The sequence below is a fragment of the Actinoplanes sp. URMC 104 genome, from assembly GCF_051386375.1.
Classification (GTDB): domain Bacteria; phylum Actinomycetota; class Actinomycetes; order Mycobacteriales; family Micromonosporaceae; genus Actinoplanes.
This window is the reverse complement of the sequence record NZ_JBPQTO010000002.1, coordinates 1,435,532-1,450,284: the sequence shown is the minus strand read 5'-3', so window position 1 is coordinate 1,450,284 and position 14,753 is coordinate 1,435,532. Positions and strand designations below refer to the sequence as shown.

The following is a 14,753-nucleotide window of genomic DNA, read 5'->3' as shown; positions in this document are numbered from 1 at the left end:
GATTCGAATTCCCTTCGCTTTCCGGCCCGGCGGAAGATCATTCGCTGGGGTGCTTCATCCACCACTCGGTGAATTGCCGCGCCTGGCCGAGATCGTCGAGCCGCAGCACCCACAAATTGCTGTAGGTCTCGTCCGGATACGTCGTCGTGGCCTGGACGATCGCCAGTTCCTCGGTGACGATCACCGGATGCCACGCGAACGTCGTGGTGCCCGGCTCGTCCTTGATCTTCAGCCATTGTTCGACGATGCGGTCGCGGCCCAGCCACGGTTTCGCGTACGGCTCGGGGAAATACGCCGCGTCCTCGGCGAACAGGTCGGCGATCTGCCGCGGGTCGTTGGACTCCCAGGCCTTGCGGTAGTTGGTGACCCAGGCCGTCACCGCGTCCAGATTGGTCATCGGGCGTCTCCCGGCAGATCGGCGTACGCGAGTTTGCTGAATTCCGGCAGCGCGCCGCCGAACAGCAGATCGGTGACCTGGCTGAGCACGATGAAGATCAGCCCCTCGGCGGGGTCGGTGAACCAGTCGGTGCCGTAGCCGCCGGACCAGCCGTACCGCCCCGGACCCGACACGTCGTCGCTCCCGACCGTGACGGCCAGCCCGTATCCCCAGCCCGACCCGCCCAGGAAGAAGCCGCCGGACGCGATCTGATCGGGCGTCAGGTGGTTGGTGGTCATCGACGCGACCGACTTCGCGGACAGCAGCCGGGTGCCGCCGTGCACGCCGCCGTCGAGCAGCAGCCGGGCGAACGCGAGGTAGTCGTCGGCGGTGGAGAGCAGCCCGGCCGAGCCGGACGCGAACACCGGCGGGCGGGCCCACTCGGCGGCCGGCAGCACCGGTTGCTCGCTCAACCGCCCGGTCTGCTCGTCGGTCATGTAGTGGGCGGGGAGCTGCTCGGCCCGCTCGGCGGGCAGCCAGAAGCCGGTGCTGGTCATGCCGAGCGGCTCGAAGATCCGTTCGCGCAGCAGGTCGTCGAGCGGCTTGCCGGCGGCCCGCGCCAGCAGGACGCCGAGGACCAGCGTGCCGGTGTTGTACATCCACTTCTCACCCGGCTGGTGGATCAGCGGCAACGAGCCGAACCGCCTGATCCACTCGTCCGGGTCGTGCGGGGTGCGCGGCTCCGGCTCGGCGAGCGCGAGGCCGAGCTCGCGCCACGCCCGGACGATCGGATAGGGCGGGTCGACCTCGCCGCCGGGCCCGATCACGTCGCCGAAGCCGAGCGTGAAGGTGAGCAGGTCCTCCACCGTGACCGGGCGGGCCGGCTCGACGGTCTCGTCCAGCGGGGCGTCGGGGCGGGTCAGCACCCGCTGACCGGCGAGCTCGGGCAGGAAGTGGGCGACCGGCTGCTCGAGGTCGAGCACGTCGTCCTCGGCGAGCATCAGCGTGGCGGCGGCCATCACGGGCTTGGTCATCGAGGTGATCCGGAACGGCGTGTCGCGGCGCATCGGCACGTCGCCGCCGAACCGGGTGACGCCGACCGTCTCGACCCGTACGTCGTCGCCGCGCGCCACCAGCGCCACGAGACCGGGGAACTCGCCGCGCTCGACCCGCGCGGCCAGGGCTTGGCTCAGCTGACTGGGCATGCGCCTCAGCCTGCCAGGTTGTCGGGGGTGGTGGTTAGGGTCGTTGCCCATGGATTCCCACTGGCGGCACCTGCCCGCCCCGGCCCGGCCGATCGCGGCGGCGGCCCGCGCCGCGGTGCTCGCGGCCCAGGCCCCCGACGGCGACGCCTTCGACGCGGCGGCCACCGAGCTGGCCCGGCTCGACCCCGCCCAGACCGGCCTCGTGCTCGGCACGGCCACCCGGCTGCTGCTCGAGCAGGCCCACCCCGACGGCCTCGACGGCGACGACGTGCGCGCGGTGCTCCAGCGGTGCGTGCGCTCGGCCGCCGCCTGGCACCCCGACGTCGACCCGCACGTGGTGCTCTACCTGCTGGCGGGCGCCCTCGGCGTGCTCGAGGAGGACGGCGCCCCGCCGCCCGAGCCCGGCGTGCTGGCCCGGCACGCCGCGCTGCTGCTGGCCGATCTGCTCGGCTCGCGCCCGCCGGACAAGGTGCTCACCGCGGCCCTCACCGAGATCGAGCACACCCAGCTGAACGACTGAGTCGTTGAGCCGGTCGACGCGCCGAGCACAGCGGCACAGCGACCGAGGGGAGCAGCCATGGCGACACCGACCGATCCCGGACTGCTGCTACGCCCGATGCTGCACGTGGCCGACCTCGCCGCCTCGATCGCCTTCTACGAGCAGCTGGGCGGCGAGGTGGTCCACGGCGGCCCGGACAGCGACTGGGTGCTCATGCAGCTGGGCACCATCCAGATCGGACTGGTGGCCCGGCCGCCCGACCGCGCCCTGGGCGAGGACACCGTCGAGCTCACCTTCGACGCGGCGGTGCCGCTGGCCGACCTCGAGAGCCGGCTGCACCGGGCGGGCTTCGCGGCCGCCGAGGTCGGGGCCGATCGCGACTTCGGCGAGCAGCTTCACGTGCGTACGCCCGAGGGTCTGCTCCTCAAGATCCGGGGCCCGGAGCCGGAGTAGCCGTGCCCGGGTGCAGCGCGGCCCAGCGGCAGATCGCGGCGAGCGGTTCCTCGAGCGTGCGCCCCAGCTCGGTCAGCGCGTACTCGACGTGCTGGGGCGCCGACTCCTTGAGCACGCGCCGCTCGACCAGCCCGTCGGCCTCCATGCCGCGCAGCGTCTCGGTCAGCATCTTCTGCGTGATGCCGGGCACCCGCCGGCGCAGCTCGGCCGGGCGTCGCGGCCCCGGCAACAGCGAATAGACCAGCAGCACACGCCACTTGGCGGCGAGACGTTCCAGCGCCTGCCGGGTGGTGCAGCCCTCTTCGAGCACGTCGGGCACGACCAGATCCACGAAGCAACACCGCCTATGGGTACGCGAAAGTGCCTTCTGTCGTTGGCGTCCGGTGGCAGCCTAGTGTCGCCGCGTGACCGAACGCGTGACCATCCACAGCGAGGGCCTGGCCCTCTCCGGCGTCATCCACAGATCCGCCGGCCCGCAGGCGATCGTCCTCACCGGACCGTTCACGGGCGTCAAGGAGCAGGTGACCGGCCTGTACGCCGAGCGGCTCGCGGCCGAGGGCTTCACCACGCTCGCCTTCGACCACCGCGGCTTCGGCGAGAGCGAGGGCCGCCCGCAGCACGAGGACAGCCAGGGCAAGCTCGCCGACCTGCGCGCGGCGGTGAGCGTGCTCGACGGCTACCGGGTCGCGCTCGTCGGCATCTGCCTGGGCGGCGGCTACGCGATGCGCGCCGCGGCCACCGACCCGCGGGTCCGCGCGGTCGCGGGCATCGCCGGCGCGTACAACAGCCCGCGGTGGTTCGCCGAGCGCATGGGCGCCGACGCGTACCGCAAAGCGCTGACCGCGATGATCGAGGGATACGACTCCTTCCTTCCCGCGGTGGCCCGCGACGGCGAGGCCGCGATGCCCGGCGAGGAGCCGTGGGCCTACTACTCGGCGCACACCGCGAACTGGACCAACCGCGTCACCCGGGGATCGCTGCACAGCCTGATGACCCTCGACGTGCTCGGCGTGCGCCCGCTGCTGCCGCCGAGCCTGATCGTGCACGGCCGCCGCGACGACTACTGCTCGCCCGAGCTGGCCGAGCTGATGGCCGCCGACGAGACGGTCTGGCTCGACTCCGAGCGGCACACGGACTTCTACGACGCCGAGGCGTACGTGTCCCCGGCCGTCACCGCCACCGCGGAGTTCCTGCGCCGCCACGGGTGACCGTCCGGCACCATTGCCCTATGGGTTCGGTCGCGCTCTTCCACTCGGTGTACGGCCTGCGTCCCGCGGTCCTGCGGGCGGCCGACCGGTTGCGCGCGGCCGGGCACACGGTCGCCGCCCCCGACCTCTACCGCCTGCCCGCCACGGACTCGCTCGAGGAGGGCTTCGCGCTGGCCGGCAAGGTCGGCTTCCCGCCGATGCTCGCGCGTGCCCGGGCCGCGCTGCGCGAGCTGCCCGACTCCGCGGTCCTGGCCGGCTTCTCCATGGGTACGAGCCTGGTCGAGGCCCTGCTGCCGGAGCGTCCGCGGGCCGCGGGCGTCGTGCTGATCGCCGGCGCGTCCGAGGAGTTCGGCTGGGTGCGGCCGGGCCTGCGCGCCCAGCTGCACGTGGCCGACCCCGACCCTGAGTTCGTCCCGCCCGCGGCGATCGACCGCTGGACCGCGGGCATGGCGTCCGCGGAAGCCGCTTTCGAGGTGTACCGCTATCCCGGCGTCGGGCACCTCTGGGTCGACGAGGACCTGCCCGACCACGACCGGCTGGCCGCCGACCTGATGTGGGAACGCTGCGCGGAGTTCCTGCGCCTGTCCTGACCGGGGCCGCTCAGGACGCCGGGATCAGGCGACCGGGACCTCCCAGGCGGCCAGCAGCGGCAGCATGCGGGCCGTGGCGGAGCCCGGCTCGACCGTGTAGACGACGAGGATCTGATCGGCCTCGTACGGGGCGCCGACGGCCTCGACGCCGAACGTCAGATCACCCGCGACCGGATGCCGGATCTGTTTGATGACGGACGCGTGGTCGCGGACGAGGTGGTCCGCCCACCAGCGGGCGATCTCCGGGTCCGCGCGCAGGATCTCGTCGATGGCGGCCAGCAGCTTGCGGTCGTGCGGTCGCCGGCCGGCCTCCCGGCGCAGGCCGGCGACCGTGGTGCGGGCGAACACCTCCCAGTTGACGATCCGCTCGCGGGCGGCGGGGTCGAGCAGCAGCCACCGGCCGAACGAGGTGTCCGGCTCCATGGCGTGCCCGAGCACCGCCCGCAGCAGCGCGTTGGCCGCGAGCACCTCGGAACGTACGCCGAGCAGCAACACCGGCACGTGGTCGAGGGTCCCCATCAGCCGCAGCAGCCCCGGGTCCGGTCGCTGCGGGGCCTCCGCGACCGCCGCCTTGCGCGCCCGGCCCGGCGCGGCCAGGTCGTGCAGGTGGGTCCGTTCGGTCTCGTCGAGGCGCAGCGCCCGGGCCAGCGCGTCGAGCACCTCGGCCGAGATGTTCGCCTGCCGCCCCTGCTCCACCCGGCTGTAGTAGTCCGGGCTCAGCCCCGCCAGCACCGCCAGCTCCTCGCGGCGCAGCCCCGGCACTCGGCGCGGCCCCGGGAACGGCGCGATGCCCGCCTGCGCGGGCGTCAGACGGTCGCGGCGCGAGCGCAGGAAGGCGCCCAAAGCTTGTCGGTCCTGCGGCATTCCTTCACCGTACGGACGCCGCGGCCGCCCGGCCTGGTCCTGGCATGCCCAGGCTGACCGTGATCTGGTTCCGCTCCCGCCCGGCCCGTGCACTGGTGGGCATGAACAACATCTCGCTCGCCGGCCGCACGGCCATCGTCACCGGATCCACCAGCGGCATCGGCGCCGCCATCGCCACCGCCCTCACCGACGCCGGCGCCGAGGTGGTCGTCAGCGGCCGCGACGCCGCCCGCGCCGCCGGCGCCGCCCACTTCGTCCCCGTCGACCTGGCCGGCCCGTACGCCGGAATCCGCGACTTCGCCGCGACCGCGACCGACCTGCTGGGCGGCCGGGTCGACATCCTCGTGAACAACGCCGGCATCTACCCCGCGACCGCGACCGCCGCGCTTCCCGACACCTGGACGCCATGCTGGCCGTCAACGTGCGCGCCCCGCACGTGCTCGTCGGCGCGCTCGCCCCCGCCATGGCCGCCCGCGGCTCCGGCGTGATCGTCAACATCGGTTCCTGGATGTCCCGCGTGGGCGTCCCCTTCGCCGCCATGTACACCGCCACCAAGGCCGCCCTGGAGCAGATGACCCGTACGTGGTCCGCCGAGTTCGGCCCGCACGGCGTGCGCGTCAACACCGTTGCCCCCGGCGTGACCCTCACCCCCGGCAACGAGGCCTTCAAGCCCACCCTCGACCACCAGACAGCCACCACCCCCGCCGGCGTGGTGGTCCTTCCCCACCACATAGCCGCCGGCGTCCTCTTCCTGACCTCCGACGCAGCCACGATGATCCACGGAACCACCCTCGACATAGACGGCGGCATCCTCACCACCCGCCTCGGCTGACCGGCGACGTACGGGTGGCCGGCAACGGCTACCTGGACGCCTCGGACACGACCATCGCCGATCCGTGCGCCGCCGATCTGCCAGGACACCCGGTCGACCCTTGCGTCCCCCTAGCACCTTCCGCTCCGCGGCGAGCGGCCCCGCTCATTGCCGCCCGCTCGCCGCCGTCTGCTTCGCCGCCCGGGAGCCGCCTCCCCGCCTCACCAGTTGTTCGTCCGTCAGCCTCGGCTCGGGCGCGGGTCGCCGGGGCGAGCGAGGGGTGCATGCTGCATCGCGGGTCTTCGCGACGGTGAGGGCGCCGTCGCGCTGGACCGGAGCTGTACGTCGGCCCGGTCGCACGCCTGCCTGGTCGCACGCCTGCCCGGTAGGCATGCCTCCCCGCCAGGACCCCCATCCAGCGCTTCTTCCGCCGGTGCGGTGAGTTAGTCCGCCGGTGTGGTGGGTTCGTCCGCCGGTGTGGTGGGTTCGTCCGCGACAAGCGTGGAGGTCAGATGCAGGATGCATCGCAACTCGAGCGAGGGGTGGCAGGCAAGGAGTCTGGAGGTTTGGGGGCGAAGGGCCCAGGCATGAGGGTTCCGGGTCGGAGTACAGGGTGGGGGTCCGGAGGTGGGGAAGCTCGGAGGTGAGGAGGTCCGGAGGCCGGGAGGTCCGGAGGTGGGGAAGCTCGGGGGTGGGGAGGTCCGGAGGCCGGGAGCTCCGGGGTTGGGAAAGCTCGGAGGCCGGGAGGTCCGAAGGCCGAGAGGTGAGGTCAGGACGTCGATGCAGTGTCGGGCGCGGTCGTGCCGGCCCACCGCTGACCCAGCGCGAGCACAGGTCCGCCCGGTTGTGCTCGCCCGCGCCGTCCCCTGGCCCGTGCACGCGTTGGTTCCGGCTGCACTCGCGACATGGGGGTCCGGGGGTTCCCCGGCGTGGGGTCTGGGGCTCGGGCCCCAGGCAGAAATAGCACGACCTCCCGGCCAGCGCGAAGCGCGGCAGAGAGGTCCCAAGGTCGTGCCCCCGGCAGGATTCGAACCTGCGCTTTCGCCTCCGGAGGGCGACGCTCTATCCCCTGAGCTACGGGGGCTCAGTGGTTCAGAAGCCTAGCAGGCCCCCAGAAGCCACCGCCAATCGGTTCCGCCTCAGGGAGCCCGGAGCTCCTGCAGCAGCGAGTCGATCAGGTTGATCTCGCCCTGCTGGCCGGCCACCATCGTCCGGGCCAGCCAGGTCACGTCCTTGTTGTCGGACTGGTCGATGATCGCCTGGGCCATGTGGATGCCGCCCAGGTGGTGGGCCCGCATCAGGGTGAGGAACTGGATGTCCAGGTCGGTGCCGGTGGCCTTGCGGAGCTGGTCGATCTGCTCGGGCGTGGCCATGCCGGGCATCAGGCCGTCGACCACCGAGCCGGCGGAGTCGGGCATCCAGGCCATCGCGGGCCGGGAGCCGGTGGGGCTCAGGTTCCAGTCGCGCAGCCAGGCCTGCATGTAGCCGATCTGGCCGTGCTGGGTCAGCGCGATGTCACTGGAAAGGCTGATGATGCGCGGGTTCGTGGAGTTCGCGTGGGCGATCATCGACATCTCGACGGCCTGGGCGTGGTGGGTCGACATGTCGCGCAGGAAGCCGGCCTCGGGCGAGTCGTCGCCGGGGGTGGTGAGCCGGGGGACCAGCACGCCGATGCCGGCGCCGAGCAGCAGGCCGATCAGCAGGACGCCGACCAGCAGCCAGGCCCGGCCGCCGCGGCGGCCGGGCTCGTAGCCGTTGACCTGGCCGGCGGCGGGGGTCGCCGAGTCCGGGTCGGTGGACAGAGACATGGGTTACTTGCCCATCGAGGTGCCGCCGGGGGTCGCGGCGAGCGGCCCGGTGGTGGTGTTGCCGCTGGAGCAGGCCGCGTTGGGCTCGAGGGTCGAGACCAGGCGGGTGTCCTTGATGAACTCGTCGATCCGGCTGTCGTTCACGTCGTCGGTCTTGAGCTGGTAGCCCCACACCTGCACGGACACGTTCTTGTCGAGGCCCGCGTACGGCGACATGAGCATGTAGTCCTGGCCCTGGACCTTCTTCGCCAGCGCGGCGACCTGGTCGGCGGGGAGGCCTTGCTTGTACGTGATCCAGACCGCGCCGTGCTCAAGGCTGTGCACCGCGTGCTCGTTGGCGATCGGCTGGTCGTACACGTCGCCCATGCAGTTCTGCCAGCGGTCGTTGTGCGCGCCGCCGACCGGCGGGCTCGTCACGTACTGCTGGGGGCCCTGCTTGTGGTCGCGGGCGTCGATCGCGGCGTTCTTCTGCGCGCGGTAGTTGACGACGCCCTTGATGTCGGCGACCTTCTCCTCCCAGCTGCGGGAGCCCTTCGCGGCGGCGAACACGCCGTAGCCGATGATGCCCACGGCGATCAGCACGACCACGCCGGCCACCGCGATGGGGCCCCAGTTGCGGCCGCCGGCGGCCTTGACCGGGGTGACCGGCTTGCGGCCCTTGCCGCCGCCCTTGCCCGCCGGGCCCTTGCCCGCGGGGCCCTTGGCGCCGGGCTTCTTCGTGGCGCCGCCCGCGGGCGGCTTGCCCTGACCGGAGGTCTTGCCGACCTTGACGGAGGACGGGACCCGTTCGGGACCCGGCGTGCTCATGCTCATCGTGCCTCGTCGATTCTTTGGAAGAAGGAGGGCGGGGCTCGGGTGGCCGCCGAGCGACGAAGTCTACCCCCGATAGCATGGCTGAGTGACTCCCGCCAAGCTTGCTGCCACCGTTCTCTCAGCTGCTCGTGCCGTGTTCGAGACCCGCGGCCTCGACACCTCGGCCCTGCCCGAGGCGACGACGGTCGAGCGACCCCGCAACCCCGAGCACGGCGACTACGCCTCCACGCTAGCCCTGCAGCTGGGCAAGAAGGCAGGGGTTGCGCCGCGCGAGCTTGCCGCCGCGCTGGCCGAGGAGCTGGGCCGGCAGCCGGGCGTCAAGTCGGTGGAGATCGCCGGTCCGGGCTTCCTGAACATCCGGCTCGACGCGGCCGCCGCGGGCGTGCTGGCCCGCGACATCGTGCTGGCCGGGGCGGAGTACGGCCACACCGACACGCTGGCCGGCGAGCACATCAACCTGGAGTTCGTCTCGGCCAACCCGACCGGTCCGGTGCACATCGGCGGCGTGCGTTGGGCGGCCGTGGGCGACGCGCTGTCCCGGCTGCTGCGGGCCGCCGGCGCGACGGTCGGCACGGAGTACTACTTCAACGACGCCGGATCGCAGATCGACCGGTTCGCCAAGTCGCTCTACGCGAGCGCGAAGGGTGAGCCCGCCCCCGAGGACGGCTACGGCGGCGCGTACATCGCCGAGATCGCCACCGCGGTGGTCGCCGAGGCACCCGATGTGCTGAACCTGGGCGAGCCCGAGGCGCTCGAGACGTTCCGCCGCATCGGTGTGGACCTGATGTTCGCCGAGATCAAGCAGTCGCTGTCCGACTTCGGCGTGCACTTCGACACGTACTTCAACGAGAAGGACCTGCACGACCGCGGCGAGCTGCAGGAGGCGCTCGACCGGCTGCGCGAGCAGGGGCACATCTTCGAAGCCGACGGCGCCACCTGGCTGCGGACGACCGACTTCGGCGACGACAAGGACCGGGTGCTCCGCAAGTCCGACGGCGACTGGACGTACTTCGCCGCCGACTGCGCCTACTACCTCGACAAGCGCAAGCGCGGCTTCGAGCGCGTCGTGATCATGCTGGGCGCCGACCACCACGGCTACATCGGCCGGATGAAGGCGATGGCGGCCTGCTTCGGCGACGACCCGCAGAAGAACCTCGAGATCCTCATCGGCCAGCTGGTCAACCTGGTCCGCGACGGCGAGCCGGTGCGGATGAGCAAGCGGGCCGGCACGGTGATCACGCTGGAGGACTTCGTCGAGGCGCTGGGCGTCGACGCCACGCGGTACGCGCTGGCCCGCTACTCGTCCGACTCGCCGATCAACCTGGACATCGCGGTGTGGACCCGGGCCAGCAACGACAACCCGGTCTACTACGTGCAGTACTCGGCGGCCCGCGCGGCCAACGTGGCCCGCAACGCGCGCGACAAGGGCGTCCACCGTGGCGACGCGGCCGGCTTCAAGCCCGAGCTGCTCAGCCACGAGAAGGAGAACGAGCTGCTCAAGGCGCTCGGCGAGTATCCCGACGTGGTGGCCCGCTCGGCCGCTCTGCGCGAGCCGCACCACGTGGCGCGCTATCTCGAAGAGGTCGCCGGGGCGTACCACCGCTTCTACGACAAGTGCCCGGTGTCGCCGAGGAGCGGCGACGAGCCGGTCACCGACGTCAACGTCGCACGGCTCTGGCTCAACGACGCCACCCGTACGGTTATCGCGAACGGTTTGGCGCTGCTCGGCGTCTCGGCGCCCGAGAGGATGTAGAAATGCGAGCTCATGAGGCCGGGGCGCTGCACGGCGACCTCGGACAGCGGGGTCCGGCCTGGCTGCGGACGCCCGAGGACGTGAACGCGCTGGTGCCCGAGCTGTGGCCGCGGACCGTGAGCCGCGCCGAGGCCGGCCACCTGGAGATCGGCGGCGTCAGCGTGACGGCCCTCGCGGCCGAGCACGGCACGCCCGCCTACCTGCTCGACGAGGACGACCTGCGCGCCCGCTGCCGCGACTTCGCCGCCGCGTTCGCCGACGCCGACGTCTTCTACGCGGGCAAGTCGTTCCTGTGCAAGGCGGTCGTCCGCATCATCGACGAGGAGGGCCTGTTCCTCGACGTGTGCTCGGGTGGCGAACTCGCCGTCGCGCTGGCGGCCGGCTTCCCCGCCGAGCGGATGGGCTTCCACGGCAACAACAAGTCGGTCTCGGAACTGACCCGCGCGCTGGAGGCGGGCGTCGGCCGGATCATCGTCGACTCGTTCGACGAGATCGAGCGGCTCACCGAGCTGGGCCGCCGGACCGGCAAGCGGCCGGACGTCCTCATCCGGGTGACGGTGGGTGTCGAAGCGCACACCCACGAGTTCATCGCGACCGCCCACGAGGACCAGAAGTTCGGCTTCTCGCTGGCCGGCGGTGCGGCGTTCGCGGCGGCCGTCAAGATCCTCGACGAGGGCGTGCTGAACCTGAAGGGCCTGCACTCGCACATCGGGTCGCAGATCTTCGACACCAGCGGCTTCGAGGTGGCGGCCCGGCGGGTGCTCGAGCTGCAGGCGCAGATCCGCGACGCCCGCGGGGTGGAACTGCCGGACCTGGACCTCGGCGGCGGCTTCGGCATCGCGTACACCACCCAGGACGACCCCTCGACCCCGGCCGACCTGGCCAAGCGCATCAACAAGATCGTCGAGTCGGAGTGCGACCTGGCGAAGCTGCGCAAGCCGCGGCTGTCGGTCGAGCCGGGCCGCGCGATCGTCGGGCCGGCCGTGTTCACGCTCTACGAGGTGGGCACGGTCAAGGACGTCGACGGCATCCGGACGTACGTGAGCGTCGACGGCGGGATGAGCGACAACATCCGTACGGCGCTCTACGACGCGTCGTACTCGGCGACGGTGGCCGGCCGGGCGAGCGCCGCCGAGCCGCTGCTGGCCCGCGTGGTGGGAAAGCATTGTGAAAGCGGGGACATCGTCGTGAAGGATGAATTCCTGCCCGCCGACGTGCAGCCCGGAGATCTTCTTGCCGTGCCCGGCACCGGCGCCTACTGCCGGAGCATGGCCAGCAACTACAACCACGTCCCTCGGCCGCCCGTGGTGGCCGTGCGCGATGGCGCCTCGCGCGTGATCGTGCGGCGGGAGACCGAGGACGACCTGCTCGCATTGGATGTTGGATGAGCCCGAACAAGATCCGCCTGGCCCTGCTGGGCTGCGGGACCGTCGGATCCGAAGTCGTACGCCTGCTGCACGACCAGGCGCAGGACCTGACCGCCCGGATCGGCGCGCCGCTGGAGATCGCCGGGATCGCGGTGCGCCGGCTCGGCCGCGAGCGCGGTGACCTGCCCGTCGACCAGGGGCTGTTAACTACGGACGCGCTGGGCCTGGTCAAGCGCGACGACGTCGACGTGGTGGTCGAGGTGGTGGGCGGCATCGAGCCGGCCCGCACCTGGCTGGTCGAGGCGCTGCGGGCCGGCAAGAGCGTCGTGACGGCGAACAAGGCGCTGCTCGCCGAGGACGGCGCGACGCTGCACGACGCGGCGGCCGAGGGCAACGCCGACCTCTACTACGAGGCGTCGGTGGCCGGCGCGATCCCGCTGCTGCGCCCGCTGCGCGAGTCGCTGCACGGCGACCGGGTCACCCGCGTCACCGGCATCGTTAACGGCACGACGAACTTCATCCTGTCGTCGATGGACGCCTCGGGCGCCGGCTTCAGCGAGGCGCTCGACGAGGCCACCGAGCTCGGGTACGCCGAGGCCGACCCCACGGCCGACGTCGAGGGCTTCGACGCCGCGGCCAAGGCGGCCATCCTCGCCTCGCTGGCGTTCCACAGCCGGGTCACCGCCGCCGACGTGTTCCGCGAGGGCATGACCGGGGTGACCGCGGGCGACATGGCCAGCGCCAAGGAGATGGGCTGCACGATCAAGCTGCTGTGCCTCGCCGAGCGCGGGCTGGACTCGGCCGGCCAGGAGTCGATCAGCGTTCGCGTGCACCCGGCGATGATCCCGCGCAGCCACCCGCTGGCCGGCGTGGGCGACGCCTTCAACGCGGTGTTCGTGGAGGCCGAGGCGGCCGGGCAGCTCATGTTCTACGGCCGGGGCGCGGGCGGCACGCCGACCGCGAGCGCGGTGCTGGGCGACATCGTCGCGGCGGCCCGCAACCGGCTCGCCGGCACCCGAGCGCCGAGCGAGAGCAACTACGCCGACCTGCCGATCCGGCCGATCGGCGAGGCCGTGACCCGCTACCACATCAGCCTCGACGTGGCCGAGCGGCCGGGTGTGCTGGCCGCGGTGGCGGGGGTGTTCGCGGAGCACGAGGTGTCGATCGCGACCGTACGGCAGTCCGGCCGCGAGGAGGACGCCAAGCTCGTCATCGTCACCCACGGCGCGCCGGACGCGAACCTGGCGGCGACGGTCGAGGCGCTCTCGCGGCTCGACATCGTGCGCTCGATCGCGAGCGTGCTGCGGGTCGAGGGCGGCGCCTGAGCGTCCCGGTCAGTGGACAGGCCGTCCCAAGATTCGGCGTTGTGCGGCACTCTTGGGCGGCGACGACGAACGTGAGGAGCACAGCCATGTATCGGGGACTCATCGAGGCGTATCGGGACCGGCTCCCGGTCACCGACAAGACCCCGGTGGTCACGCTGCACGAGGGCAACACGCCGCTCGTGCCGGCCCCGGTGCTGTCCTCGCGTACGGGGGCGGACGTCTACCTCAAGGTCGAGGGCGCCAACCCGACCGGCTCCTTCAAGGACCGCGGCATGACCATGGCCGTGTCCAAGGCGGTCGAGGAGGGCGCCAAGGCGATCATCTGCGCCTCCACCGGCAACACCAGCGCGTCCGCCGCGGCGTACGCGGCCCGCGCCGGGGTGACCTGCGCCGTGCTCGTGCCGCAGGGCAAGATCGCGCTGGGCAAGCTGGCCCAGGCGCTCGTGCACGGCGCCAAGCTGCTGCAGGTCAACGGCAACTTCGACGACTGCCTGGCGCTCGCCTCGAAGCTGTCGCAGGACTTCCCCGTGTCGCTGGTCAACTCGGTGAACATCTTCCGCCTGCACGGCCAGAAGACGGCCTCGTTCGAGATCGTCGAGGCGCTGGGCGACGCCCCCGACATCCACTGCCTGCCGGTCGGCAACGCGGGCAACATCTCGGCGTACTGGATGGGTTATCAGGAGGACCGCGAGGCCGGCAACAGCACCCGGCTGCCGCGGATGTACGGCTTCCAGGCCTCCGGCGCCGCGCCGATCGTCACCGGCAAGGTGGTCGACGAGCCGTCCACGATCGCCACCGCCATCCGCATCGGCAACCCGGCGAGCTGGACCAAGGCGCTCGACGCCCGCGACACCTCGGGCGGGCTGATCGCGGCCGTCACCGACCGTGAGATCCTCTCGGCGTACCGGATGCTGGCCCGCGAGGTCGGGGTCTTCGTCGAGCTGGGCAGCGCGGCGAGCGTCGCCGGGCTGTTGCAGCAGGCGGCCGCGGGCAAGGTGCCGGCCGGCTCGACCGTGGTCTGCACGGTCACCGGGCACGGCCTCAAGGACCCGGAGTGGGCCATCTCGACCGCGCCGTCGCCCACGACCATCCAGAACGACGTGCTGATCGCGGCGCGTGAGCTAGGCCTCGCCTGAGTCGGCGGCCTTCACCAGCAGCGCCGTCGCGCGGGCGACGAGATCGAGCTCCTCGGCTGAGAGCCGGCTGAGGAGCGTACGCATCCTCTCCTCGCCCGCGTGGAAGATGCTGCCGATGAGATCGCGGCCCGCACGTGTCAGCGCGATCCGGCGTACCCGCCGGTCGTGCGGATCCTCCGCGCGGGCCACCAGGTCCTGCACCACGAGCCGGTCGACCATGCCGGTCAGCGCCGCGGCGCCGATGCCGAGCATGCCGGCCAGCTCACCGCCCGAGACCGAACCGTGGCGGGCCAGCAGAAACAGGATCTTCAGCTGCGAGACGGTCAGATGCGACGAGAAGATCGGATCCGCCCAGTCCTCCGCGATCAGGTCCTGCAGGCGCTGCTGCGCGCCCATAATGTCCGCGATGAGCTGGTGCTTCTCGGCCAACGCAACCCTCTCTGCTGTGACGCCCGGATGACGCGGTGATGGCCGTACCGCGTGGATCTGATGACGGAGAGTACCAGCGCGCCCCGGCGAAAAACCATTTGTTCGTGTCGGGCAAA

17 protein-coding genes and 1 tRNA gene are annotated in these 14,753 nt (G+C 71.9%); 10 read left to right on the top strand and 8 right to left on the bottom strand.

From position 1 onward, the window contains the following. Window positions 1-37 precede the first annotated feature (37 nt). Entirely contained in the window at window positions 38-397 is a 360-nt protein-coding gene (locus ACSNN8_RS07675; protein ID WP_436647895.1) for a nuclear transport factor 2 family protein, read from the bottom strand. Further along, window positions 394-1,581, bottom strand: a complete 1,188-nt coding sequence (locus ACSNN8_RS07670) for a serine hydrolase domain-containing protein (protein ID WP_436647894.1) — start codon at window positions 1,579-1,581, stop codon at window positions 394-396. Before ACSNN8_RS07670 ends, ACSNN8_RS07675 begins: the two co-directional genes overlap by 4 nt. A 49-nt stretch (window positions 1,582-1,630) precedes the next feature. On the opposite strand from ACSNN8_RS07670, the gene ACSNN8_RS07665 reads away from it, so the two are divergent. Next, window positions 1,631-2,101 (top strand): hypothetical protein, encoded by a 471-nt coding sequence (locus ACSNN8_RS07665; protein ID WP_436647892.1) that lies wholly within the window; start codon window positions 1,631-1,633, stop codon window positions 2,099-2,101. A 57-nt stretch (window positions 2,102-2,158) separates the two neighbouring features. Continuing rightward, complete coding sequence (locus tag ACSNN8_RS07660) at window positions 2,159-2,533, top strand: VOC family protein (protein ID WP_436647891.1); 375 nt, start codon at window positions 2,159-2,161, stop codon at window positions 2,531-2,533. Here the strand turns inward: ACSNN8_RS07660 and ACSNN8_RS07655 are convergent. Continuing rightward, on the bottom strand, window positions 2,505-2,864 hold the full coding sequence (locus tag ACSNN8_RS07655) for a winged helix-turn-helix transcriptional regulator (RefSeq protein ID WP_436647890.1): 360 nt from the start codon (window positions 2,862-2,864) through the stop codon (window positions 2,505-2,507). The genes ACSNN8_RS07660 and ACSNN8_RS07655 overlap by 29 nt on opposite strands. 73 nt (window positions 2,865-2,937) lie before the next feature. Between ACSNN8_RS07655 and ACSNN8_RS07650 the strand changes: the two genes are divergently transcribed. Together ACSNN8_RS07650 and ACSNN8_RS07645 are read left to right on the top strand one after the other, a co-directional pair. Continuing rightward, window positions 2,938-3,741: an alpha/beta hydrolase gene (locus ACSNN8_RS07650; RefSeq protein WP_436647889.1), complete on the top strand. Its 804-nt coding sequence runs from the start codon at window positions 2,938-2,940 to the stop codon at window positions 3,739-3,741. A gap of 20 nt (window positions 3,742-3,761) precedes the next feature. After that, entirely contained in the window at window positions 3,762-4,331 is a 570-nt protein-coding gene (locus ACSNN8_RS07645; protein WP_436647888.1) for a dienelactone hydrolase family protein, read from the top strand. A gap of 24 nt (window positions 4,332-4,355) precedes the next feature. On the opposite strand, the gene ACSNN8_RS07640 is transcribed toward ACSNN8_RS07645, so the two are convergent. Beyond that, window positions 4,356-5,195, bottom strand: coding sequence for a helix-turn-helix domain-containing protein (locus tag ACSNN8_RS07640; RefSeq protein WP_436647886.1), 840 nt, complete (start codon window positions 5,193-5,195; stop codon window positions 4,356-4,358). A 101-nt stretch (window positions 5,196-5,296) separates the two neighbouring features. Between ACSNN8_RS07640 and ACSNN8_RS07635 the strand changes: the two genes are divergently transcribed. Then, on the top strand, window positions 5,297-5,683 hold the full coding sequence (locus tag ACSNN8_RS07635) for an SDR family NAD(P)-dependent oxidoreductase (RefSeq protein WP_436647884.1): 387 nt from the start codon (window positions 5,297-5,299) through the stop codon (window positions 5,681-5,683). Continuing rightward, entirely contained in the window at window positions 5,617-6,027 is a 411-nt protein-coding gene (locus tag ACSNN8_RS07630) for an SDR family NAD(P)-dependent oxidoreductase (protein ID WP_436647883.1), read from the top strand. The genes ACSNN8_RS07635 and ACSNN8_RS07630 overlap by 67 nt, the downstream gene beginning before the upstream one ends. A gap of 991 nt (window positions 6,028-7,018) precedes the next feature. Here the strand turns inward: ACSNN8_RS07630 and ACSNN8_RS07625 are convergent. The 3 genes from ACSNN8_RS07625 to ACSNN8_RS07615 all read right to left on the bottom strand — a co-directional run bounded on the left by ACSNN8_RS07625 (window position 7,019) and on the right by ACSNN8_RS07615 (window position 8,627). Next, a tRNA-Arg gene (locus ACSNN8_RS07625) sits at window positions 7,019-7,090 on the bottom strand. Between the two features lie 55 nt (window positions 7,091-7,145). Then, window positions 7,146-7,814, bottom strand: a complete 669-nt coding sequence (locus ACSNN8_RS07620) for a DUF305 domain-containing protein (RefSeq protein ID WP_436647882.1) — start codon at window positions 7,812-7,814, stop codon at window positions 7,146-7,148. Window positions 7,815-7,817: 3 nt separating this feature from the next. Next, complete coding sequence (locus tag ACSNN8_RS07615) at window positions 7,818-8,627, bottom strand: DUF3105 domain-containing protein (RefSeq protein ID WP_436647881.1); 810 nt, start codon at window positions 8,625-8,627, stop codon at window positions 7,818-7,820. Window positions 8,628-8,712: 85 nt separating this feature from the next. Between ACSNN8_RS07615 and argS the strand changes: the two genes are divergently transcribed. From argS to thrC, 4 genes are all read left to right on the top strand, one after another. After that, on the top strand, window positions 8,713-10,380 hold the full coding sequence (gene argS, locus ACSNN8_RS07610; protein ID WP_436647879.1) for an arginine--tRNA ligase: 1,668 nt from the start codon (window positions 8,713-8,715) through the stop codon (window positions 10,378-10,380). Between the two features lie 2 nt (window positions 10,381-10,382). Continuing rightward, window positions 10,383-11,768 carry a diaminopimelate decarboxylase gene (gene lysA / locus ACSNN8_RS07605; protein ID WP_436647877.1) on the top strand — a complete coding sequence of 462 codons (1,386 nt, stop codon included), beginning with the start codon at window positions 10,383-10,385 and terminating at the stop codon, window positions 11,766-11,768. Window positions 11,769-11,779: 11 nt separating this feature from the next. Then, on the top strand, window positions 11,780-13,072 hold the full coding sequence (locus tag ACSNN8_RS07600) for a homoserine dehydrogenase (RefSeq protein ID WP_436649458.1): 1,293 nt from the start codon (window positions 11,780-11,782) through the stop codon (window positions 13,070-13,072). Window positions 13,073-13,158: 86 nt separating this feature from the next. Beyond that, entirely contained in the window at window positions 13,159-14,208 is a 1,050-nt protein-coding gene (gene thrC, locus ACSNN8_RS07595) for a threonine synthase (RefSeq protein WP_436647876.1), read from the top strand. Here thrC and ACSNN8_RS07590 read toward each other — a convergent pair. Beyond that, complete coding sequence (locus ACSNN8_RS07590; RefSeq protein ID WP_436647875.1) at window positions 14,194-14,637, bottom strand: MarR family winged helix-turn-helix transcriptional regulator; 444 nt, start codon at window positions 14,635-14,637, stop codon at window positions 14,194-14,196. The genes thrC and ACSNN8_RS07590 overlap by 15 nt on opposite strands. Window positions 14,638-14,753 lie beyond the last annotated feature (116 nt).

Excerpts from the sequence above, each read along its gene's own strand:
- lysA (WP_436647877.1), top strand. The coding sequence starts at position 10,383 with ATGCGAGCTCATGAGGCCGGGGCGCTGCACGGCGACCTCGGACAGCGG.
- ACSNN8_RS07635 (WP_436647884.1), top strand. The coding sequence starts at position 5,297 with ATGAACAACATCTCGCTCGCCGGCCGCACGGCCATCGTCACCGGATCC.
- ACSNN8_RS07645 (WP_436647888.1), top strand. The coding sequence starts at position 3,762 with ATGGGTTCGGTCGCGCTCTTCCACTCGGTGTACGGCCTGCGTCCCGCG.
- ACSNN8_RS07675 (WP_436647895.1), bottom strand. The coding sequence starts at position 397 with ATGACCAATCTGGACGCGGTGACGGCCTGGGTCACCAACTACCGCAAG.
- ACSNN8_RS07665 (WP_436647892.1), top strand. The coding sequence starts at position 1,631 with ATGGATTCCCACTGGCGGCACCTGCCCGCCCCGGCCCGGCCGATCGCG.
- ACSNN8_RS07615 (WP_436647881.1), bottom strand. The coding sequence starts at position 8,627 with ATGAGCATGAGCACGCCGGGTCCCGAACGGGTCCCGTCCTCCGTCAAG.
- ACSNN8_RS07660 (WP_436647891.1), top strand. The coding sequence starts at position 2,159 with ATGGCGACACCGACCGATCCCGGACTGCTGCTACGCCCGATGCTGCAC.
- ACSNN8_RS07670 (WP_436647894.1), bottom strand. The coding sequence starts at position 1,581 with ATGCCCAGTCAGCTGAGCCAAGCCCTGGCCGCGCGGGTCGAGCGCGGC.
- ACSNN8_RS07640 (WP_436647886.1), bottom strand. The coding sequence starts at position 5,195 with ATGCCGCAGGACCGACAAGCTTTGGGCGCCTTCCTGCGCTCGCGCCGC.
- ACSNN8_RS07620 (WP_436647882.1), bottom strand. The coding sequence starts at position 7,814 with ATGTCTCTGTCCACCGACCCGGACTCGGCGACCCCCGCCGCCGGCCAG.
- thrC (WP_436647876.1), top strand. The coding sequence starts at position 13,159 with ATGTATCGGGGACTCATCGAGGCGTATCGGGACCGGCTCCCGGTCACC.